The organism is Pirellulaceae bacterium, assembly GCA_029243025.1.
Classification (GTDB): Bacteria; Planctomycetota; Planctomycetia; order Pirellulales; family Pirellulaceae.
Genome location: JAQWSU010000024.1, coordinates 36,378 through 58,421 on the forward strand (window position 1 = coordinate 36,378; position 22,044 = coordinate 58,421).

The 22,044-nt window shown below is 54.1% G+C and carries 20 protein-coding genes; 12 read left to right on the forward strand and 8 right to left on the reverse strand.

All coding sequences use genetic code 11. The features are described 5' to 3' along the window. Positions 1-418 precede the first annotated feature (418 nt). Complete coding sequence (locus P8N76_11275) at positions 419-2,050, forward strand: arylsulfatase (protein MDG2382242.1); 1,632 nt, start codon at positions 419-421, stop codon at positions 2,048-2,050. A gap of 454 nt (positions 2,051-2,504) precedes the next feature. Beyond that, on the forward strand, positions 2,505-2,756 hold the full coding sequence (locus tag P8N76_11280; GenBank protein ID MDG2382243.1) for a hypothetical protein: 252 nt from the start codon (positions 2,505-2,507) through the stop codon (positions 2,754-2,756). 426 nt (positions 2,757-3,182) lie between these two features. Here the strand turns inward: P8N76_11280 and P8N76_11285 are convergent, their stop codons facing one another. The 5 genes from P8N76_11285 to P8N76_11305 are packed head-to-tail and all read right to left on the reverse strand — an operon-like array spanning position 3,183 to position 7,112. After that, positions 3,183-3,842, reverse strand: a complete 660-nt coding sequence (locus P8N76_11285) for a hypothetical protein (GenBank protein MDG2382244.1) — start codon at positions 3,840-3,842, stop codon at positions 3,183-3,185. Then, on the reverse strand, positions 3,835-4,467 hold the full coding sequence (locus tag P8N76_11290) for a hypothetical protein (GenBank protein MDG2382245.1): 633 nt from the start codon (positions 4,465-4,467) through the stop codon (positions 3,835-3,837). Before P8N76_11290 ends, P8N76_11285 begins: the two co-directional genes overlap by 8 nt. Position 4,468: 1 nt before the next feature. After that, entirely contained in the window at positions 4,469-4,738 is a 270-nt protein-coding gene (locus P8N76_11295) for a hypothetical protein (GenBank protein MDG2382246.1), read from the reverse strand. Further along, positions 4,732-5,862, reverse strand: coding sequence for an NAD(P)-binding domain-containing protein (locus tag P8N76_11300; protein MDG2382247.1), 1,131 nt, complete (start codon positions 5,860-5,862; stop codon positions 4,732-4,734). The genes P8N76_11295 and P8N76_11300 overlap by 7 nt, the downstream gene beginning before the upstream one ends. Continuing rightward, the gene (locus P8N76_11305; GenBank protein MDG2382248.1) at positions 5,862-7,112 is read right to left on the reverse strand and encodes a GTP-binding protein; all 1,251 of its coding nucleotides are present in this window, start codon (positions 7,110-7,112) and stop codon (positions 5,862-5,864) included. The genes P8N76_11300 and P8N76_11305 overlap by 1 nt, the downstream gene beginning before the upstream one ends. A 320-nt stretch (positions 7,113-7,432) precedes the next feature. Here P8N76_11305 and P8N76_11310 point away from each other — a divergent pair, with 320 nt between their 5' ends. The 5 genes from P8N76_11310 (at position 7,433) to P8N76_11330 (ending at position 14,281) form a co-directional block, all read left to right on the forward strand. Then, complete coding sequence (locus P8N76_11310) at positions 7,433-7,897, forward strand: hypothetical protein (protein ID MDG2382249.1); 465 nt, start codon at positions 7,433-7,435, stop codon at positions 7,895-7,897. A gap of 357 nt (positions 7,898-8,254) precedes the next feature. Next, positions 8,255-8,503 (forward strand): hypothetical protein, encoded by a 249-nt coding sequence (locus tag P8N76_11315; protein MDG2382250.1) that lies wholly within the window; start codon positions 8,255-8,257, stop codon positions 8,501-8,503. A 14-nt stretch (positions 8,504-8,517) separates the two neighbouring features. Then, positions 8,518-8,688: a hypothetical protein gene (locus P8N76_11320; protein ID MDG2382251.1), complete on the forward strand. Its 171-nt coding sequence runs from the start codon at positions 8,518-8,520 to the stop codon at positions 8,686-8,688. 719 nt (positions 8,689-9,407) lie between these two features. Continuing rightward, positions 9,408-12,221 (forward strand): PQQ-binding-like beta-propeller repeat protein, encoded by a 2,814-nt coding sequence (locus P8N76_11325; GenBank protein MDG2382252.1) that lies wholly within the window; start codon positions 9,408-9,410, stop codon positions 12,219-12,221. A 722-nt stretch (positions 12,222-12,943) separates the two neighbouring features. Continuing rightward, a complete protein-coding gene (locus P8N76_11330; GenBank protein MDG2382253.1) occupies positions 12,944-14,281 on the forward strand; it encodes a sulfatase-like hydrolase/transferase in 1,338 nt (445 codons plus the stop codon). 289 nt (positions 14,282-14,570) lie between these two features. On the opposite strand, the gene P8N76_11335 is transcribed toward P8N76_11330, so the two are convergent. Beyond that, positions 14,571-15,218 (reverse strand): hypothetical protein, encoded by a 648-nt coding sequence (locus P8N76_11335; GenBank protein MDG2382254.1) that lies wholly within the window; start codon positions 15,216-15,218, stop codon positions 14,571-14,573. Between the two features lie 19 nt (positions 15,219-15,237). Here P8N76_11335 and P8N76_11340 point away from each other — a divergent pair, with 19 nt between their 5' ends. Continuing rightward, positions 15,238-16,008: a hypothetical protein gene (locus tag P8N76_11340; GenBank protein ID MDG2382255.1), complete on the forward strand. Its 771-nt coding sequence runs from the start codon at positions 15,238-15,240 to the stop codon at positions 16,006-16,008. A gap of 556 nt (positions 16,009-16,564) precedes the next feature. On the opposite strand, the gene P8N76_11345 is transcribed toward P8N76_11340, so the two are convergent. After that, a complete protein-coding gene (locus tag P8N76_11345; GenBank protein MDG2382256.1) occupies positions 16,565-16,771 on the reverse strand; it encodes a hypothetical protein in 207 nt (68 codons plus the stop codon). A 587-nt stretch (positions 16,772-17,358) separates the two neighbouring features. Here P8N76_11345 and P8N76_11350 point away from each other — a divergent pair. After that, positions 17,359-18,000, forward strand: a complete 642-nt coding sequence (locus P8N76_11350; protein ID MDG2382257.1) for a hypothetical protein — start codon at positions 17,359-17,361, stop codon at positions 17,998-18,000. 245 nt (positions 18,001-18,245) lie between these two features. Further along, a complete protein-coding gene (locus P8N76_11355; protein MDG2382258.1) occupies positions 18,246-18,383 on the forward strand; it encodes a hypothetical protein in 138 nt (45 codons plus the stop codon). On the opposite strand, the gene P8N76_11360 is transcribed toward P8N76_11355, so the two are convergent. Continuing rightward, on the reverse strand, positions 18,380-18,604 hold the full coding sequence (locus P8N76_11360) for a hypothetical protein (GenBank protein ID MDG2382259.1): 225 nt from the start codon (positions 18,602-18,604) through the stop codon (positions 18,380-18,382). The two genes, P8N76_11355 and P8N76_11360, sit on opposite strands and share 4 nt — an antisense overlap. Before the next feature lie 857 nt (positions 18,605-19,461). Here P8N76_11360 and P8N76_11365 point away from each other — a divergent pair. Both P8N76_11365 and P8N76_11370 read left to right on the forward strand, forming a co-directional pair. Beyond that, positions 19,462-20,406: a hypothetical protein gene (locus tag P8N76_11365; protein MDG2382260.1), complete on the forward strand. Its 945-nt coding sequence runs from the start codon at positions 19,462-19,464 to the stop codon at positions 20,404-20,406. A gap of 98 nt (positions 20,407-20,504) precedes the next feature. Next, positions 20,505-21,962: a CRTAC1 family protein gene (locus P8N76_11370; GenBank protein MDG2382261.1), complete on the forward strand. Its 1,458-nt coding sequence runs from the start codon at positions 20,505-20,507 to the stop codon at positions 21,960-21,962. The last annotated feature ends 82 nt before the right edge of the window (positions 21,963-22,044 follow it).

Here is a 22,044-nt window from a genome sequence, read left to right on the forward strand (position 1 = left end):
TGCTTGCGTAGTCTGTTTCGTTGAGGCGTTGTGTTGACTCGGAATACGATTGGGAAATCGAGCGCGGTGTTAGACGATGATGCTAGTAATCGTCTGAAATTCGTGATTTGCCCAACCTAGATGTACAATGAATCGTTTCCTAATTCCCCAGCCTGACACCGTCAGCTTCGAAGAGCGTTGGGAGTTGGGTGAACGGTTTTGCAGCGGTGCGGTTCAGGGGATTGGAAAAGGCAGAGTGTTCTATTTTCGACCCGGTATGAACAGAATGCTGTTTTTCAGCAAGCCGAGGAATTCAGGTACTCGCTCATGCTTGCCGCTGGTTGGGTAACGACAAGGGAAACTAGCTTGTTTGTCGTCCCGCCTTGAGGCGGAATTCTAGCGAGAGCCACATTTCCGGCATAACATCGAGGCCAATTCAATGCGACTCCGCTTCCCTCTCCCCCTGGTGATCCTATTTGGTTTTTGTTCGATCGCATTGGCTGACAAGCCCAACATTGTTTTTATCCTCGCCGATGATCTCGGAATCGGTGACATCGGTTGCTACGGCGACGACCACTGCTTGATCGACACACCGAACATCGATGCGTTGGCGGCGGGCGGATTGCGTTTCACTGACGCCCACCCGAGTGCTTCGGTTTGTGGGCCGACGCGGCGAGCATTGATGACGGGACGGTATCCGTGGCGTTTTGGAAAGGCGGTCAATAGTGGCCCGTGGGGGTTTGTGGGCCCCAAGCCCAATACGGAGAATTCAACGCTCGGAAAACTGCTGAAGCGATCCGGTTATCGAACTGGTTACGTCGGCAAATGGCATCTTGGCACGACAATGGCCACGCTGGACGGAAAGTTTCAGGGCCTCGCCAATGTTGATTTCAGCCAAACGCTGAAATACGGACCAGTGCAGTTTGGGTTTGATGAGAGTTTTATCCTGCCGGGTTCACTCGATATGTATCCATACGCCTTCGCGCGAAACAATGTTTGGCAGGGCGAAGTAACTGTGCAAAAGGGCTGGAGCGCCTTCAACCGCGTCGGTCCAGCGGAAAAAGATTTTCAGGACCACGAAGTGTTAGAAACTTTCTACGCCGAAGCCGAATCCTTTATCGGAAAGCAAACGAAGGAGACACCGTTTTTCCTCTTCTTGGCGCTTACGGCTCCTCACACGCCGACATGTCCCGGAGTCCATTGGCGTGGCAAAAGCAGCTTGGGTGTGTATGGCGATTTTGTGATGGAAGTTGATCACTCCGTCGAGCGGGTGATCAACGCACTGAGGAAAAAGGGGCTGGATCAAAATACCTTGGTCCTGTTTTCCTCGGATCATGGCCCGGCTCCGTACGCCGGCAATATCCTCGAAGCAACACCCGGTCAGATTCAAAACCTCGAAGCCAACGGGCACTATCCCAGCGGTCCTCACCGCGGTTACAAGTTTTCTGTTTACGAAGGAGGATTGCGAGTTCCTTTGATTGCCAATTGGCCAGGTGTCATTGAATCCGGATTATCCTGTGACGCTTTGATTGGTTTGAATGATCTCATGGCCACCTTTGCGGATCTGGCCGATCTCAACACAGGTAATGATGAAGCGCCGGACTCAATCAGTTTTGCGAAACTCTTGCGCAACCCGTCTGCCATTGGCACTCGACAAAATTTATTGATGGAATCCGTTACGTCGTTTGTCATTCGTGACGGCAATTGGAAGTTGTGCCTTTGCCCTGGAAGTGGCGTTAACACAAAGTCACCTAACGCCGCCGGAAACGATCCGATGCCGGAAGTTGCGTGGCGGAGAGCCCTCGATGCGTTTGAGGGCAAGCCGCGAGACGCGGATCTTTTGCGGCCGCCGTTTGTGCAGCTTTTCGACCTCGCGCATGATCCGCACGAGGACAGCAACCTCGCCGCGGAGCATCCTCAGCAGGTCAACAAAATGGTTGCGATTCTGAAAAAGCAGATCGAAAATGGCCGCAGTACACCCGGACCGAAGCTGAGGAACGATAAAAACATCAAACTGGTGAACATCAAGGATCAACGCCTGCCAACTGTGGTGCGCGAGCGGATTAAATGACCGATGCCTCATCGGCAGCAAACCGAAACGGATCCCCTTGCTGCGCTGAAATTGTTGCAGAGATGTAATGCATTTCTCGAATGCATCCAGATTGGCCGATCCTCGAATTTGGCTCGGCTGATCCACGAGCCCTTCGCGAGTCTTTGTGGCCGCCTCGCTGCACAACCCGGTTCGATTCCAACAAGGTCCGTCAGTGAAAACAGACGGGTCTTGTTCGTTTGGCGTATTTAGGGGTTTGCGCGGTACGGCGCAATTCGTGACAACCGAAATCGCGTGACGCGGTTGGGTACGCAGACGCTCAAAAAGTCTCGGCTCGGACCAAGAGTCTCGAAACCCCGGCATACACTCCAAATGTTTCCGGCGATGGGAAAAATGGTGTAAAGTCAGGGCCTGACGAATTTTTTTTCAGTTTAACGCCATTAGGCGGGCGTTTGAAAATGAGTACTGTTATCGCATGAGAATCATTTTTTTGGCAGCGGAATGGCTTACGCTTTTGTTTGATGTGTACCTCCTTCTCGCATTGGTGGCGGTCAACATGATGAAGGTCCAATACCTTTACTTGTTGCCGCCATTCAACTTCGAGTTTGCACGCTCGACACCTCGTTTCGTTTACGTCTGGCTAGTTCTTTGGACTGGGTTACTCGCGGTAGGCTGTCTTTACTCGACCAAACGCCGAGTAAGTGGTCGCCCAACGAGCGAGCACTGATGGAAGGAGACTCAGGCATCGAACGAATGTGGTTGACCATCGTGTCCAACTTAGCGATTTTCAAGAGAGACGTTCCGTCGCCAACCGCGAACGTGAAGGTATCCGCGACGGGAGCCGACTCGGAAATGCCTGTCGGTTCGATCAACAGATAGTCAAAGCCGCCATCCGTGGCGAAGGCTGCTGCTTCCGTAAGAAGATCCTCGGGTAGTGTGTAACGGATACATCCGTTGGCATTTCCACCCGTTTTTCGTTCGTTCGACTCAAGGTCGCTTCACCGCAACGATGGGTTGAGCATGGTAGGGACCTCGCTCATGTCGTTGACAATCACGGCCACGCTCAAGCAAGGCCGATTGGCCAGCACTTGGTTGAGTAGCGTGGTTTTGCCTGCTCGGAGGCATCCAGACAGGACGGTGACGGGTAGTGTTTTTATTGCGGCTCCGTTGGGATAGTGTATCGCTTGAGTGCCTGGGTGAGCGGTCGATCTTGATGCTCCCAATGCTGCCGGCTGAGGAATCGCCATGCGGCTGCGTTCTTCTCGGCTCGGACGAACGGCCGTAGCCATGTCTCCACACATTTGTGGCGGTAGGCGAGGCCTGCGGTGGAGCGCACCCAGGTTTCGTAGTTAGCGATCCAGAGCAGCGACGATTTCCAGAGTTTGCGAGCACGCTGCCACTGCGGTCTGCCTTGTGGCCGAGCAAAGATCGGTAGTTCGTCGGGCCAGTGAATCGCCAGAGAGAGCGACTCGACGGGAGCCCATTTCGGACAGAAGTCAAAACGGTCGAGATAAAGACCTCCGAGGTCGCGGCGTCCGAAGAACATGCCGAAGCCCCACAAGGACACATGCAACTGGTCCTGGTCCAGTCGATAACACGTGGACCGAGCGTCGGTGTCGCCGTCTCGATGGCGTTCAAAGCCAAAACGCATCAACAGATTCCCATCGGGATGGTCCACATCCCTTCCCCAACACCAGACCTGTTGCTCCATCAGCCTTCCGCCAAATCTGCGCACCGGCCGAGGCATGCACCAACCCTGGCCGGTGCGCGCCGGTATTGGGTGACGACGTGTCGCCGGCGCGGATTCAGTCATGAGGTTGATTCCTGGCCGCGCGGTATCGTGGGATCAACGCCCGGACATCCTCGGCGATCGCGACGCCGAGCACTCGCCACGCGCGCGCCATCTCCTCTGCCGGTATGGTTCGCTTGCCATTGTCCCACTTGTCCAACGTCGATCGGCGGTATTCGATTCCCAAAAACTCCACGATGTTTGTTTCGTAAGTTCGTATCCAATCGATCAAATCCAAGGTTAGGGAGGCACAGCAAGTTCGCTGAGACTCCGTTGGCCAGTTCAATTTCGGCAAGTCCGCATCGGACCAAGGTGGGCGCTCTAGCGTTGCGTGCTTCGTGTATCTTGGCCGGAACTCGTACCGGGGCAGGAAGACGCCGCCGCGCCGACAATCTCCGTAGAACGCACCAAACCCACGCAGTACCACACATCGGCCACGCGGTAGTTCCCGGGAATAAACGCTGGAACACTCCTTGCGATCGGCGGGCGGCTCGATGCGGTCGAATCCTATCTCAAGCAGCCAATTGCCTTCGGGTCGCAGGATATCGCGTCCCCAGCACCACGCCTGTTGGCTCAGCAGGTCCACCGCATGTTCAATGAGATTACCTTCCGTGCTTTGCTGATCAATTGATTGAAGTGGTACCGACATCTCAATTAGCCTCGATCGTCACCGCTGCCGCAATGTTTGCCAACAACCAAGACGACGCCGCGAACAACTGCAACCAATCGCCACTGGAACTGATCCCGTAGGTCAGCACGCTGCCAATCCAGCAAACGCTGGCAACTGTCTGTCCGAGCCATTCGATACGCAGCACCCTTTCGAGCCGATTTTTCACCGCATCGGACGCGACTCCCTTGCTTGCGGTCTCGCTCGTTACGCTCGGAGGCGCAGCGGTTGCTGCGTCATTTCCCGTCAACATGCTGCGCACTCCTCCCCACAGCAGGAGAGATCGTCCAGGTACATGCCCCATTGGCGATATTTCTCTAGCTCATCCGCTGGTAGCCCCAGCGAGGTGGCAATTGCTTTTGCGACGACGGCGAAACGTTGGCGATACTTGTAGATAAAGCAAAAGACGTGATTGTCATGACGAACAGCAGGGCCGCAGAGAAACACGCTCGGCACGATGGTCGACTCATCCTGTTCGCTCAAAAGCGGAAAGCCATCGTCGCGCCGTTCGAACAAATCCGCGACCAGCTTGTGGCTTCCTTCAAATCCGCCTGCCAACAGGGGCGGTACGGTGGATTGAAAACACCGTCCGTCCTGCGTTTTGACTTCATACATCTCGTCCACGCGAGCAACGGATTTGATCGTCGTTTGTGGAAATAGCTCCACGTGCTCCTCAAACCACTCTTCCCGCATCCGTTCCTGCGAATACGTCGACAGCGCGACACTCGGATCGGAACTTTCGTCTTTCCACGGACAGCCTTTGTCGAACAACCGCACCCGTTTGTCGCGATACGCCAAGTGGTATGCCGCATCGACACCACTTTCGTAGCCACCGACAATGATGAAGTCGTCTCCCTCAAGTTCTTCGTAGCTGGGAATTGTTGCAGTGTGTCGACAGAGTTCGGTGCCAATAAATCCATTCAAACGAGGGTATTGGAACTCGCCGGCGGCCCAAATAATATGCCGGGCTCGCAAGGTTTCGTCAGCCGTGTCGACGCGAAAGTTCTCGTCGACTTTCGTGATTCGTTTCACGTCGGTGTTCTCTTGTATCGGTAACTCGAAAAACTTCGCGACTCCCCTTAAGTGCGCCGCGTATTCGTCGCCCGTCGGATGCTCAACCTCTAAGCTGAACGCGGGCGAAATACCAATCCCGATCGAGTTCAGATCGAGCATGCCAACCGAATTGCTCGGAAATGAGGGAGTGATGAATCGAGTCTCGGCCGGCCATGAGGCGAATGACGCTCCGACCGTGTGTCGCTCAAGCAAAACGAAGTTCTCAATGCCCGCATGCCTGAGGGCGATTGCAACGCCCACACCCGCGGCGCCACCGCCGACGATAACGACATCATAGGCTTCGGCATTCGTTGGGGTCTTCATCAGGGGATATCCTCGGTTGCGAGTTCGATTGGTGGTAAAGGATCTTCAAGATCCGACCAGGCACTGGGGCCCTGAGCGAACTCGAGATCGGTCAACAAACAGCGATCCAGGATTCTCTCGATGCGTTGCTGGTTCAGTCCTTGCCCAATGAACACCAGCTCCTGATGGCGATCCCCATGCTCACCGAAGAAATTGGAGCGGATTTCCGCAATCAGTTCCTTGTCGTCCGGCCATTCCTCTTCTGGAGCTGCCGCCCACCAGAATCCAGCCGGATTCATGCGTATCGAACAACCCGCCTGCGACCAGTCGTATGCCCAGTCATGGCGAGATGCGATCCACATCAAACCCTTGCTTCGCAGAACACCTGAAAACAGCCCTTCATCCAGATCATTCCCGAATGCCTCGGCCAGACGCTTCGGATGGAAAGGACGGTGGCGACCATAGACAAAGCTGGAAATGCCGTACTCCTCCGTCTCAGTTGGCTCCTGCCCCCTCGGCACCGCCAGCCACTCCGGCTTTCCTTCTGCCTCGGCCATCTGAAACCGTCCGGTGCCCAGAATTGAGGAAAGCGGCACGCAGCTTTCCGTTGCATGTAAGATCTCGGCATTCGGATTGAGTCGCCGAATGATTTGATCCAATTGCTCCAGGTCGTAGGGCGAAACGAGATCCGTTTTATTGATGACAATCACATTTGCGAACTCAACCTGGTCCACCAGTAAATCAACGATGTTGCGATCGTCCTCGTCGTCCAGCCCCATCCGTCGATCAGTCAGATCGTCCCATGAGCCGAAATCTTGCATGAAAGCTCCCGCATCGACGACCGTCACCATCGTGTCCAGTTCGGCAATTTGCGACAGACTATTCCCTTCTTCATCCTCGAAAGTGAATGTCTCGGCGACGGGCATCGGTTCGCTAATCCCCGTCGACTCGATCAACAGGTGGTCGAACCTGCCTTCACCCGCCAACCTCGTGACTTCGACGAGCAGATCCTCGCGCAACGTGCAGCAAATGCAGCCGTTCGTCATCTCGACCAGTTGTTCTTCTGTTCGAGATAGATTCGCATCGCCGTTGCGTACCAAGGCCGCGTCAATATTGACCTCGCTCATGTCATTGACGATCACGGCGACACGCATCTTCTCGCGGTTAGCCAAAATGTGATTCAGCAGTGTCGTCTTGCCCGCTCCGAGAAAGCCGCTCAGCACCGTGACCGGCAGACGGGACCGACTCGGTGGTGATCCAATCTTGTCCATGGGTAACTCCAAAAGTTCGCTCAATGACGGGAAAAAGCCTTTTCTAGGAATAGGCAGTTCCGGCATGGACATCGGTCGTTTCGCCACCGGCTGGCAACTGCCGAGCCCCTGCCTAACTGTTATTTATGCAATAATAATGCAGGTGCAATAGAATTGCAATACGGGTGCCCGAGTTCGTTCGAAGATAGACCTTTGAAGTAGCTCGTTGGCTCGTGGCTAACCGTTCGGGTCCTGTTGAACCAGCGAGAAGGATTTGCGCGGCTGGAAAAATCTGCCGTGGCCCGAGGTACCTACCTCGTGAGTGTTCCGGGGGGGCTCAGATGAAGTTTTGCACGGTCGCCACAAGTGTCTTCGTCCTGGGCCGGTTGTCCTTCGCAATGACTTTGCTTCTTAATGGGTCGCCAGATGGGGCGGTTCTCGATCCAGAGTCGGTTCCAGCGACAGCGGTCGTTACTAACGTCGTGCGCGACAGCAAGAAACCGGTCGTCGGGGATCTCTGCGGCGACTACGGTGCAGTGGGCCGAGAGTCTCAACCGAAACGATTGACCCTGGGAAAAGGGCACTCGGATACTGAAGTTTTCTTCCATGTGAATGTGCAAGATGGCCTTGAACTTGTCCGGCGATACGAATTGGGGCCGGTTCTCGCCCTGGCAGCAATTGATCGGTGCGAACCTCTCTCTCAAGCAGCACGCTTGTCCGCGTTGCCAACGATAAAGGCCGTACCGGAGGCTTTGGAAAAGGAAAATTTATGTGAATCAAGACACCACTGCCCTCAGTTGGACTGAGGCTTCTGAGCTTGAGCGGGTGCGCCAGCCCAAGTAGGCACTGGCGTGGCTTGAACCGTTTCAGTCATCGGCGCATCTAGCGCCAGCCACAGTGACGTGATGTCGTCACAGCAAAGAACCCGAATCGCCGTAGGCGACTTATCGCTATGTGGCCAATCGGTGTTGTCAATGCTGTGTTGATATGATTCGGGTGGTGGATTCGGGAACCCGGGGGCTGGTATCTTCTCGATGACGTGAGATTATCGCCTACTCGCACATCCATCATCAACGCGATGCCAGAACGTTGGTAGGTATGGTTGCCGTTCATTGGATCACGTGGACTTGATTCAAACACTAATGCTGACATGCGAGGATGGAATGCCACCCATTGTTGCCTTTGGCCTACCCGGTCCCCTCGAGCTGTTGGTCCTCGTGATGATTTGCGGTGTCCCAATCGCAGTTGTAGCGATCGTGGTGTTTCTTGTGTATCGGTCAAATTCAAGCACAAAGTACAAAGCGTTGCCAGTTGACCATGAGCTTGGTGGCAGGAGTGATTCCGAGCAAGCCCAACTCTTGCAGTCACGTGCTTACGCCAAAGTTCGTGTGCCGGCCATGATCTTCAAGTAGTAGGAGCTTTGTTGTTGCTAGTGTCCCTCGGCGTCGGTGTCCCAGTTGCCGTGCTTGAGTATATCGAAGTGTTATGGCTTGTCATCGTCGTGGTTGCCCTTGGGGCATTTTGGTTAATCGCAGGAGCCTGGATACGGAAGCTTTCGCGATACGAATGGGTGATGGCCTTTGGTGATACTCTTTGACTCGGAGGTTATTGCAGGCTTTCGCGAACAGGATCCGCCGTTGGCTTCGGTCTCGTGTCAGAGAGATGATTGATTGCTCGGCTCGTGACCGATGTCGCGCAGGCGTTGATGTAAGACGCGTCCAGGCGAGCGGTAGCGGCGACAGTCGAACTGATGGCACGAAAAAAAACAAGGCACGCCATGAGAAGAATAAGCCTCGCTTAACCAAAGCGGAGTTCTTCGAGGAGACTCGGTCGCGTAGCACCGAGGAAATCAAACGCTTTCCAAATCGCTTGTTCTTGATCGCGACGGTGGTGTGCATACCGGTCTCAGTGTGGTCATACCAGTACGCAGACTGACGCGGAGTCGTTGCTGGATGGTGCTGACGTCTCTCGCTGGACAGGGCGTTGTCCAGATGGTGTATTCGATGGCCGTGTTGCCAATCGCTCCAGCAACTACATGCCCAACGTGCCATTCCGTAGGGTTTTTGTGCCGGGATGGCCCTGTGAGTGCGGCGTCTCTCTCTTTGACCGGTTGCAACCAACTCAATAGCTCGCGTTGTGAGGCGAGGTCGGGCAGGTGTTTCTCGATGAATTTCAGCCGCCCGACCTAACGGCCATTCGTGAAGCAACGATCGCAGTCCTTACCGCCAGAATACTTATCTCGGATGCAGACCATTCCAATCTTGCTAGAATCAGGGCAGACCACATGGCATTAACCTGTAAATTAAGAGAATAGCAATGAGTCGTAAGTTCGTTCTGCAGCTCGCTGTCGCTTCATGCTTGTTTCTTGTGCATCGATCAGCGACTGCCAGTGATTGGCCAATGTATCGCTGCGACGCCGGGCGTCGTGGTGTCACGCAGGGCAGTCTCCCAGAGAACTTGTCCCTCGCTTGGGTTCGCGAGTTGCCGAAGTTGGCTCCTGCGTTTAAGGATGACCGGTTGCAGTTCGATGCGGGCTACGAGCCGGTCGTCGCAAACGGGCATATGCTCATTGCTTCCTCACGTACCGATTCGGTGAAGGCGTACGAAACGAAGACGGGAAAACAGCTCTGGTGTTTTTATACAGATGGCCCTGTTCGATTCGCGCCAGCCATTTCGGGGGGCCTTGCCTGTTTCGGTTCCGACGACGGTTGTTTGTATTGCGTCGAGCTGGCGACGGGCAAACTTCGTTGGAAACATCGGGCAGCGCCCAGCCAGCGCCGTTTGCTTGGCAATAGACGCCTGGTTTCAGTTTGGCCCATTCGTGGTGGCCCGGTTGTGGCCGATGGCAACGTTTATTTCGCCGCCGGTGTATGGCCATTCGAGGGCATCTTTGTTTACGCCATAGATATGGAAACCGGAAAAGTTCTCTGGCGTAACGATCGCCTTGGTTTTCTATTCGGCCAGCAACCTCATAACACCAAGGCGATCGGCGGTCTGGCTCCCCAGGGATACCTCGTCGTTCATGGTGACGAGCTGGTTGTCCCGTGCTCAAATGCATACCCGGCCCGGTTGAATCTGCATACCGGCGAAATGATCGAATTCGAATTGCCGAAAGCTGGAAGGCTTCCCGGCGGATGGTTCGCGGCCATCGATCCGGACAAAGCGCGAGCAATAAGACGGGGACAGTTGACTTTCGACGAAGTCATCAATCGCCACAGGCACGAAGACAAGGTTAACGCAGCCAGCGGCGGTGTAAAGGGATTGAGCCGCGAGATTCGTATCGGTAACGCGACATTGAAATTTGATGATTCGCGAGCGGACGTTGATGGAACGATCCATTCGATGATCTACGCAGACGAGGCCCTGTTCCTTGCGACAGGGGACGGTCGCATCATGTGTTTTCGCGAGAATAATCAGCTTGTGCCCCGCACGCCCGTGACATGGGAAACGGAACGAACTCGATTCACAGCGCCGGATGATGCCATGGCGAAAGCTGCGATGGTCGTAAAGAGTTCATCCAGCCGATATGGAATAGCGATGGTGGTCGGTTTGTCGGATGGCAATTTGACGAAAGCACTTATCGAATCCTCTGACTATCACGTTATTGTTTTCGATGACAATCGCGAGCGGGTCGATCAATTTCGCCACGAACTGGATGCAGCAGGCCTGTCTGGTGTTCGAACTGCCGTCATTCACACAGATTTGAAGAATCTCCGCTTACCGCCCTACATTACAACGACTCTGATTAGCGAGAAATCCGATATCGATTTTCAAACATTGCTGCAAACACTTCGTCCATTCGGGGGCATCGCAGTGGGAGGGCATGTTACGAAGGCTGATCTGAAAGAGGTTGAACTCGGTAACTTTTCAATCCAACCCAAGTCCATTGGAGATTTCGCTTTGGTGAGGCGCGAGGGACCATTGCCCGGGGCGACTCAATACTCGGGAGATTTCTCAGCCAGCAAAGATCAGTTGGTACGGTTCCCGCTGGGCGTCCTGTGGTTTGACGATGCGCTGGCACACTTCAAACGTTCGCCCCAACCGGTTTTCGACCGCGACACAATGATTTCAAGACCGAAAAATTGGGACGTACCGCGGCACGAGAAGAGTAACAAAATCGATTATCCGCTGCTGCCGCCAGTTTTCTCGGACATTTATACTGGCCGCATCCTGGATCAATCAGAACGCCCAGACTTGCGAACGCGATTGGATCCGAGTTCGCCATCGAAGCTCGAACCCAGTCAGTATCGAAGGCCGGGACAGGCCAGATCGACGAGGCCGGGGCGATTGATTGCAGGAGAGAGGATCAATCCACTCACGGGTAAGTCCGAGCCTCGTGCATTTCCCAAGACGTATGGCTGCGATGGAGGTGTAGACTATGGTGATTTCTATACACTGCGGAGCGGTACCGCGGCATATTATGATAAGACGATCGAAAGCGGAACGGTCTTTTTGAGCGGCCCCAGAAGCGGCTGTACCAACAGTATCATCCCATCCGGTGGTCTATTAAATGTCCCGTACTATTATGATGGCTGCACATGCAGCTATCCGCTGCCCGCGGCCATGTCGCTGATCGCGATGCCGCAAAGCCACGAGCAATGGTCGTCGTGGGGTCCAGGTAAACTTGAACCGGGCACGATTCAGCGGATCGGAATAAACTTTGGTGCGCCGGGCGATCGGATGACGCGTGACGGCACGCTTTGGCTGGACTATCCATCCGTCGGCGGGCCCTCTCCTGAGGTCAATATCGAGACCACAACATCCGCGAATTATCGCTATCAACACAGCGTTTGGATGCAAAGCTCTGGGCCGCGACCGTGGGTGACTGCGTCCATGGCCGAGGGGCTGGGGCGACTCGTCATCAAGCACCTCAAACCCGGAGAGTATCTGCTGCGCCTTTACTTCGCCGAGCCCGATGAACTTGCCCCGAAGCAGCGTTTGCAGGACATTAAACTTCAAGGACGCTACGTGCTCCGAGATTTCGATATTGCCAACGAGGCCGGCGGCGTCATGAGAGGAATCACAAAAGAGTTTTCAAAGATTCAAGTCGCCCACGATCTGACGTTGGAACTCGCCGCCGCAAACGATAACACAATTATCAGCGGGATCGAACTAATACGTCAGGACTAGGCATTTCAAATACAGCGGAACGTATTCGCAATGAAGGCCGTCCGTAACTCGCAGAGGTGAAAAAGACCTCTGTAGCTGGCTCGCTCATCAGCCTACTCGGTGATTCTGTCGGTATCGCTGGCTCGACAAATGCCGGCCATGCGTTGCCTCTCTTCGTCACAGAGAAGATGCCAGCAGTCAATGACGAGCCGAAGTTGGATGTCAATTGATGTCAAATCAAGCCAGTTTGTGCATCCAGTTTCCTGGCCATTTCCTGACAAGGGATTTGCTGATTTCGTAACTCGTTTAGCAGCAGGGGAGTTACGTTCATCGGTATCCGGGTTCGATCTCCGCACGCCGCTTTAATGCACGCAAACGCGCTGCACCAAACCCGGATAGCCGAAGTTTGACGTGCTATTCACCCGCGACGGGCAGTTTTATCTGGACGATCAGCGCTTTGCCGAAATCAGTTTCATCAAGTTCGATCTGCTCTGGTATAACTCTATGACCAGTTGGACGCCGGTCATGCCCTTACGGCGGACAACCCCATGGTCCAGGCCCAGGACACGACGCTGCGGGACTCAATGAACTGGAGGCTTTCGCACCATTCGCATCTTTGCCTTGCCCTGGGGTCCCAGAGGGCCTGAGTCTTATGCTGACCCGGTGAAACGCAAGCGACTTTATGAGGCGTTGGATAAATCGCTCGAGGAAAAACCTGATCACTCGAAGAAAGAGCCATGAGAATGTATTTGCGAAGATCAGTTCTTTTGTGCTGCCTACTTATGGTCTTAGGGCTGACTACGGCGTCGTTGTATGCCGAAGACCAGTCAGAAAGTCCCAATCTTCTCATCATCTTCACCGACGATCAGGGCTATGCGGACCTCGCCTGCTATGGAAACACGAAGAACAAGACACCGCGACTTGACCAACTAGCGAAGGAGGGGACGCGGTTTACATCCTTCTACGCGCAGACAGTCTGTGGCCCGTCGCGCTCAGCGCTGCTGACGGGGCGGTATCCAATTCGCAGCAAGGGCTGGGGCATGCCCGCTTCCGAGATCACATTTGCCGAGTTGATGCGCGAGTCCGGATATCAGACGGCATGCATCGGCAAGTGGGATGTCTCGGACCGTAAGGCGATTATCGATCGCATGCCCAATGCTCAAGGGTTCGATTACTACTTCGGCCCACTGGGAGCCAACGACGACGGCGGAGTTGCGTTTCACAAGAACAATGACAAGGCCGGTTCGACTCGCGATATGGGCAGCCTGACGACGCTCTACACCGATCAGGCCGTCGATTACCTCAAGACAAAACGCGATCCGGACAAGCCCTTCGTTCTTTATGTGGCTCACACGATGATGCACACCATCATTAACGCCTCGGAACGCTTTCGCGGTAAGTCGGCGGGCGGGCTGTATGGGGACGTGGTTGAAGAGTTCGACTACGAGACCGGCCGACTGCTCGATGTCCTCAATGACCTGGGACTGAGCGAGAACACGCTGGTGATCTATACCAGCGACAACGGTCCCTGGAACCAGCCGAAATACACCAAGCGTAAGAAGGGCCATCCTGAAGGTTCGATATTCTGGGGTGAAGCCGGTCCGCTGCGCAACGGCAAGGGGTCGTGTTATGAAGCCGGTTATCGCGTGCCGTGCATCGTTCGCTGGCCGGGCAAAGTGCCGGCCGGGCGCGTCAGTGATGCGATCTTCGCGACAATCGACTTCATGCCGACGTTTGCCGCACTGTGCGACTTCAAAGTGCCTGATGACCGTCGTATCGATGGTGTCGAACAAACTGCTTTGCTCTTCGGTCAGCGCGAAACCGGCCGGAAACACTTCTACTTTGGCAATGCCGGGGTACGCCAGGGCAAGTGGAAGTACTTGAAAGCCAACGCCTTTTTTTGGACGGACGCCGTCGACGATAATCGGAAAAAGGAGGAAGAATTGTATGATCTTGATGCCGACCTGGGAGAACGCGCAAATCTGGCCGCGAAGTTTCCCGAGAGAGTCACCGAGCTGAGGGCATTAATGCAGTCAATCGAAGCGGGCGACAAGCTGGAAGCGGAGGTAAACCGTCGCTGAAAAATCAGGATTGAATTGCCGTATCGGAGAATCGACGGGCCACGATCTATCGCGAGCGCACTCCACAGAAACGACCGAAGACGAGCCTGAAACTGAGCCACTTAGCGTTGCTTGTGTTCTGGTTGACCGCCGCGTGGGGTCAAAAAACTAAAACGAACCCATTGGCCGATAATTCCCTGGCCTGTTTCGTTTTGGACTCCCCAATTGCCGGTCGACTTAAATGGCAATCGTCGACACCGACAATGAAAAGACTAGGTGGGACAGGGGGTTATGGGCTGGCGTCAAATTCCTAGCCCCGTTGCGAGTCCATCGCCCCGCCTCCACTCAGACGGGTTGCACAATCCGTCTCGATTAACACAAGGCCCGTCAGGAACACCTGGCCGGCCTTGCTTGTTTCGTGCAGGGATACTTGCTTGTTTCGTGCAGGGATAAAGGAGTTCGCGAGCACCGTTGGATGGGAATTCAGCGCTGCCTCCCACAATTCTTCACTCAAGCTTACGAACATTGTCCATGATTGGATAACGATGGAACCCTGCCATGATTCCCTTTGGAAGTCCCTGGTCGCGTCAATTTGAGGCAGGTACTTCCACGAGACGGATGGAAAACCTGCCACGTCGCTAAAGTCTGTTCGTCCGAGAATATGGCTAGGAGTGGAAGACGGATTGAGCATCCATTCTCGGAGGCCGGACTCGATTGCCGACATGAACTTAAGTTTTTCTTTTGTGGGTTCCGGCTCTCCCGCCTGCCGATTACAATCGAGCGAGTCGAACGGACTTCGACCGTGTTCATTGCATATCTTCGTGTGCATTTTCTGAAACACACGCCCGTCGAAAGGCGGCATTGTTTTCGCTGATTTGCATTTGCAGCAAGGTAGCGATAGGCTGCCGCCGGCGACAGCGTGCGTTAAACCGCGACTGCCAATTTGGAATTCGATCATTTTCTTGGGGAATTCTTTGATGAGTTATTTGAAAGTGAGTTTTGGACTTTTGGCGGGCTTGTTTTGGACTTTTGGCGGGCTTGCTGCATCCCCTGCGTCGGCAAGCCTCATTGGCAGTTACAAGTTCACGGCCCACTCTTTATCTCCGACAGACGCAGACGGCGGTGACGGAATCACGTTCAGCAACTTCTTCGTTGGAACCGGGTACGGCGATCTGACTGATAACGTCGCTCCAGCCAATGCCCTCCGACTGTCGGGTGATGACACGGAGGAATTCTCTAGCGATGCGTTCGCAAGGGACGCCTTTTTTAGCTTTATGATCACGGTTGCACCTGGATGGCAACTCGATCTCAGGTCGATCGAGGTCGACAATCAGGCGACGAATACGCACCAGTACTCTTCTGCGCGCGTCTTTAGTGACGTGCAGGGATTCGATGACATTGTTGCTGATACGATTGGTCGAGTCGGCAGGACTGGGACTGGCTATGACGAGGCGATTCAGATCGATCTGATTGATCTGGACGATCCAACCATTAACGATGGTTACGATGGTTACGTCCTGAGCAGTTCCGACTTCGATCGGACCGGCGCCACGACAGTCACTTTCTACTTACCTTGGATCGATAAATCGGACTTGGAAACGCGTTTCACTGATCTGCATGAGATCCGCATCAACGGTACGGCCAGCGTGCCGGAGCCGTCTTCGCTGGTCGTGATGGGCGGCCTATTCGCTCTAGGTATGCTCCGCTGGAGAGTGGTCAGCTGGCGCCAGCGGCGCCGTTTGGCGTAGGACGGTACGGCGCGTCCAGCGTTTGTTCCCAAGGCCCGGTCTTCCGATAACCGCTGCGAGTCGTGGTGGCCGCCTCCACTCAGACGGGTTGCACAATCCGTCTCGATTAACACAAGGCCCGTCAGGAACACCTGGCCGGCCTTGGTCGTTTCGTGCGTGTATGGCGGTGTTTGCGCGATTTGGCGTCGGTCGTGACGACCGAAATCGCGTAACGCGGTCGGGCCCGCTGAGGCCCGAAAAGTCTCGAAATCGCGTGATACACCCCAAGTGAGTCCCGCGATGGAAGTCCGGTGAAAACGGCAGGTTACGAAAACGATCTTTTTTCCACTTTGGCGTCGTTGGCCAGTAGCTGGTCGCGTTACAACCCGTGTCTCGTCGCCTTGATTCAGGTCCGATTGACCCGTTCCACGCGGCTCACCACAGAGGTCGGTTTCACTGCGGCGAACTAGGGTCGGGCGCAATCTGTTGAGGATGAAGCAACCGAAGTCTCGTAGTAAGAATGCCAAGCCGTAGCGGTGGTGGACACATGGCCTTGTTGTGTCTTAGGATGGATCGACTAGGTACGAGCGGAAAGGGCTTCATCCACGTTTAAGTTCCATCGTGGAAATGGATCCTGAAAGCGCTTCCAAGCCTCAATTCCTGCCGAGAACTCTTTGTCGGTCAGCAAGCACTCCTGGAGCGAATCGTAGATGCCCGTCGATTTGATCAACAGATAGTCAAAGCGGCCATCCTTGGCCAATGCTACCGGCTGAGGAATTGCCATGCGGCCGCTTGCTTCTGGGGTCGTTCGTTTCCGAGTGCCATTTCAGCGAGCATTTTTCCGATGGCGGGACGTTCAGATCCGTTGGCGCTAGGAAGTTCCAAAACCGATAGTAGTTGTCGTTCCTGTAAACCTGTGAGACGTTGAACAGCGACCATGTATTCTAAGACAACCCACCTCGTCTTCTCCAGATTGCTAAATGCGAGTGGGACACACGCGTTCCGATCCTCCGCCGTAACCGTACGAACTTGACTTGAATCCAAGCAGTGCGAAGGAACTCGGCATCGATGCAAATCCTTGTCCTCCGCAAACCAAGTTGTGTGAGTATTGGTGCAATCCGCGCGGTCGGATTGTCGGGTCGGCGCGGCGAACACTGCTGTGGAAGGAACATCGGTATGCGGCACCGTCTCTTTAGCGGGCGCCCGCCGAACAACCTCATTCGCAGCTCATTTGGGCATCCGCAGCAGCTAAAGTACGCAAGAATCGCGGAATTGACGATATGAAATTGGCTAACTCCTCTCAATTTTTGAGCGGAAAGTTTTTGATTCGACCGGAAGTCGTGGGATACTGAGGCGAGGAAAATGCAACAAATGAGCAACAAAGCCACGTTCCCGTCATTATTTGTCTGTGCTTCCATCGTTACCCTTTCGACGTTCACTAACGGAGTACTCGCTCAGACCTACGTGGATTGGACACTTGAGACCGGCTCGAGCGGAACAGGTACACTTGCTGGTGCCGGTGGCGTGCCGGATTTCTCTTTTGCGGTCACGGGCGATTTTTCAGAGTCCGGTCTGCTGGTCGACGACGAAGATGTCTTCGATAACGCCACTTGGGAATCGCTCTTTGGCGAGGGTGACAACCAAGAATCTCTACGGATCCAAGGCGAGGCAGATTTTCTTTCAACTTCAGTTCTGACCATCGACTTCAGCTCCTCAGTTCCCGGCAGTACGTGGGCTTTTGCCGTTACTGACCTCGAGGGCGAAGACGCGATCATCTCGGCAACGGCGTCCGGTGTGCCAGTCAGTAATGCAACTATTGCCAGTTGGTTCCAAGAGCTTTTTGACAGCAAACCAGGTCCCATCGACTTGCCGTCTGGCTTCGACGCAGCCAATGCTGCTTTGGTGGCCCAGTTTGATTCTGACGGCCTTCTGAGTCAGGTCCCCCCCCCGACCAGCCGGGTACAGAGTCGTCAAGCGGATGGTTTATTCCAAATACGCCGATTGACTCGCTAACGATTACCCATGTCAATCGATTCGGCGGCAAAGCGAGTATGCATGTTTACATTGCCGCCGTTCCAGAGCCCTCCGGCCTGACTCTGATTGGATTAGCGTCAGCGTTGACCGTCCTGTCTCTACGGAAAACTTCACACCTGCCGTTTGGCAAGCTTAGTTGATTTCCGATCCCCCCAACTCCTCCCGGCGGGCTTCAGGCTTGATCGAACAGGATCCGCCGTTGGCTTCGGTCTAGTGTCGGAGAGATGATTGCTCGGCTCGTGACCGATGTCGTGACAGGCGTCGAGGTAAGAAGCGTCCAGGCGAGCGGTAGCGGCGACGGTCAAACTGATGGCACGAAAGAAAAGAACAAGACACGACATAAGAAGAATAGCCTCGCTTAACCAAAGCGGAACTCTTCGTGGAGTCTCGATCGCGTAGCACCGAGGAAATCAAACGCATCGACATAACTAACACACGCGTAGTAGCCATGCCGTAACTCACGCACTTTTGCCGTCGAGAGTTTTCCGTCGTTCGGGATATCTGTGTAACCTTCCAATTCCTTCCAACTGCGTGTTGCCAGTTCCGGAGCACCCTGCGGATGCCGGCTATGAGCAAGGGCCACTTCCCGGCAACGGGGCCAATACCGTACCGGAACCTTCTGCAATCCTGTTGGTTTTACTGGGACTCGTCGGATTCTCGGCTTTCCATCGCAAACGTGCTCGATAGCATCGCGGTTCAATCCTTGTTGATTTAAGCAGCGAGGCCGCTGGGATTTACCTGGCGGCCTCGTTTCGTTTGGTAGCAATGGCTTTCAGCCACCGATGGGACTGGCGCGCCGATCATTTTCAGCCACGTTGAGCCGCGCCGCAACCTGCTGCAGTAAACGATAAGCACCCGCATGTGGGGGGTCGATCTGTAGGCATTTTCGCAGTTCCGTTGCTGCCCAGGTAAGTTTGCAGGTCGGGCTCGGGACGATCACGTTTGGTGATTTGAAATCATCGCGGGAAGGAGCAAACACACTTATCTCATCCGCACTTCGTGCGTGTCGACTGCGGGGCCCTTTCGTGCATGGAAGAGTTCGGATTGACCAACAAGAGCAAGACGGCAAGCAGAGGCTTGGCCCAGGTCGCAGAAATCCTACTCCGCGGCCACTGCCACGATTGTGTGTAGGGTTTGAGATTGGTTGCCTTGAAGCCCGGCGATACGGACTGCTTTACGGGGGGCCTGGCTATTCGGCGAACAAGAAAGTGATCAATCACTTGCAAGAAAGCACTCAGTTGGTCCTTTGATCGATTCATCACAGGCAACCGCTTCTGCATCCTTTGCGTCAAATTGGATTTTCGCCAGTCGAAACGTTAGTCTGTCGTACTCAGCCACGGTCGTAACCGAGATTCACCACTCATGACCGGGGAAAGAAAATGAAACAACTTCTAGTTCAGCTGCTTCTTGCTGAATGTGGAAGAGAGAAGAGATCGACCCATGGACAAGAAAAAGTCAAATTCGATTACAGGCATTCGCTTTGGAGTAATGCAGTTGCCGGACTGGCGAAAACGGTTGTGGATAGGGTTAACGCTGTTGTTTCCACTGTTTTATGCGCCTCTAAGTTCGATGGGACAGACTCCTCTTGAAATCATGCCCACTGGGAACGAACCGAAAGGCTTCGTTCGCGTGTTCAGCAGGAAGGTCGAGGTGTTCGAGATACCGATCTACGCAACACGCGACACGCCAGACAAAAAGCTGCTGCACGCTGCAAATGTGCTAGCGCAATATCTGGACAATGATGCTGACGGAATTCCCGATAACAGACGGGTGCTGAAAGCACTGAAGGAACGCAACGGTGCGATGGTTATGTTTGCGACTGAGCGGGCTGCAAGGCGAGTTGATATCCACGACTATATCCCGGAACGGGTTTGGGATCGGATGGTGGTGGTGGCACTTTTTGGTGAAGAGACACGTCCTGGTGGTTCTGCGAATGGCGTCTTTGACGCGACGTACGAGGAAGTGCTACACCTGATCACATCAGCCGGTTATGCCCATGCGTATCCGCGTGTCTTCGGAGAGAGGAAGGGAACTCAGATTGCGAAAGCGATGGACAAAGCCAGGGGGGGCCACTTCAACAAGGTGCCGCGGGCGTATCCTAAGAAGGCGTGGTATACGTATTACGATCGGACATGCGACTATCGATGCCAGATTACGGAATACATTTATTGGGGAATCACATCCTTGATCGGTGCCCAGGATTTCCCGAACCGTCTCCAGGAAATTTCTGAAGAGTGGAGATTGAATACGGCTGCGAAAGTTAAGAGTGGGGACCCTGACTTATTCGCATTGCTATCGGCCCCCGAATATTCATTTCCTACGAAGCTGCCCGATGGAAACTACAAGCCTCAGGTTCAGAAGAAGTCGGGTGCACCAACCGATTGATCACATTAGCCGACCATGGTTTCATGCGACTTGCTGCTGCTAACCTTTGGATTATGGACATCCTTAAACTGTAACATCACCAATGTGGGGGAATATTCGTGCTTCGATCAAACCTCATTTTCTGTTTCCTTCTCCAGCTCGCCTTAACCACATCCTCATTCGGGCAGTTCACTGATGCATCAGGAGAACTTGGATTTGGTGGCGGCGGCAAGGCTGCTTTCGGTGACTACAACAACGATGGATTTGTCGATTTGTATACCGGCAAGCTATGGAGAAATGAAAACGGTAAAAAGTTTGTCGATGTCACTGACTCAGGTGTCGGAGGTGGCGAAGGGATTTGGGGTGACTATGACAACGATGGGAATCTTGATCTGTTTACGTTCACGGGTGCGGGGGCACTCTACAAAAATACGGGAGACGGGAAATTCGAAAAGATTGCATTTCCTGAATTGCCAACCAAAAATTCACGAGGCGCCGTGTGGATCGATATCAACAACGACAGTCTGCTCGATTTGTATGTCGGTGGATATGAAATTTGGCAGCAGGCCGTACACCCGGATGTGGTTTACATGAACAAGGGAAACGGAGTGTTTGAAGAAGCGTGGCGATCTCCCGAAAGTTATTCTGCCCGAGGAGTCGCCGCGGCAGACTACGACGGAGATGGATTTGTTGATGTGTATGTTTCCAATTACCGCTTGCAACCCAACTTTCTCTGGAAGAACAATCAAAAGAATGGATTCGAAAACGTCGCAGAGAAATCCAAGTCGCACGGAGTTCCGGACGAAGTGATCGGCTACACCGGTGGAATCAGCTATCCCGTTTGCGGCCATACCATCGGCTCCTGTTTCAGCGACCTGAATAACGACGGTCTGATTGATCTCTTTGTTGGGAACTTCAGTCATCCACGGGCAGGTCAAGACCACCCGCAGTTTTTGCAGAACGGTGGAGCTGACAAAGCGTTTGTCTTTGAGGACAAATCGAAATCAGCCGGTTTAGCATGGCAGGAATCTTACGCGTCGCCCACGTTCGGTGATTTCAATAACGATGGTGTGCAAGACCTTTTCTTTACGACGGTCTATGGCGTGGGAAGCGGGAATATTCGGAACTACCCTGTCTTGTATCAAGGTCGAGGCGATTGGATGTTTGAAGACGTGACAGCGATCCAGAAGGTCAGCGATTTGCCACCGACCTACCAGGCAGCATGGGCAGATATCGACAACGATGGCGACCTCGACCTGTGCACGGCCGGAAAGATTTTTCGTAATGATAATCAGCTCACCGGTAAATGGTTGAAGATAAAGTTGTCGGGTGATGGAAAGAAAACGGGCAAGTCGGGAATCGGTTCTGCCGTCCGTATCAAGGTCGGTGACGAACTCATCACTCGCCACGTTGAAAGCGGAACAGGAGAAGGCAACCAGAACGATTTGACGCTGCATTTTGGCTTTGGGGAACTGGAAGCCGATGCAGTTTCCGCCGAAGTGACCTGGCCGGGCAATTACAAACAGACCGTGGATGGACTGAAACTGAATGCTGCACACACGATTGCGTTTGAATGAGTGTCGAGCATGACTCTCGCCGTCGTTGCTTTGAAACGGGTTCTAATTCGGTGCTGCGTTCCCCTGATTTTCAGCGAGAATG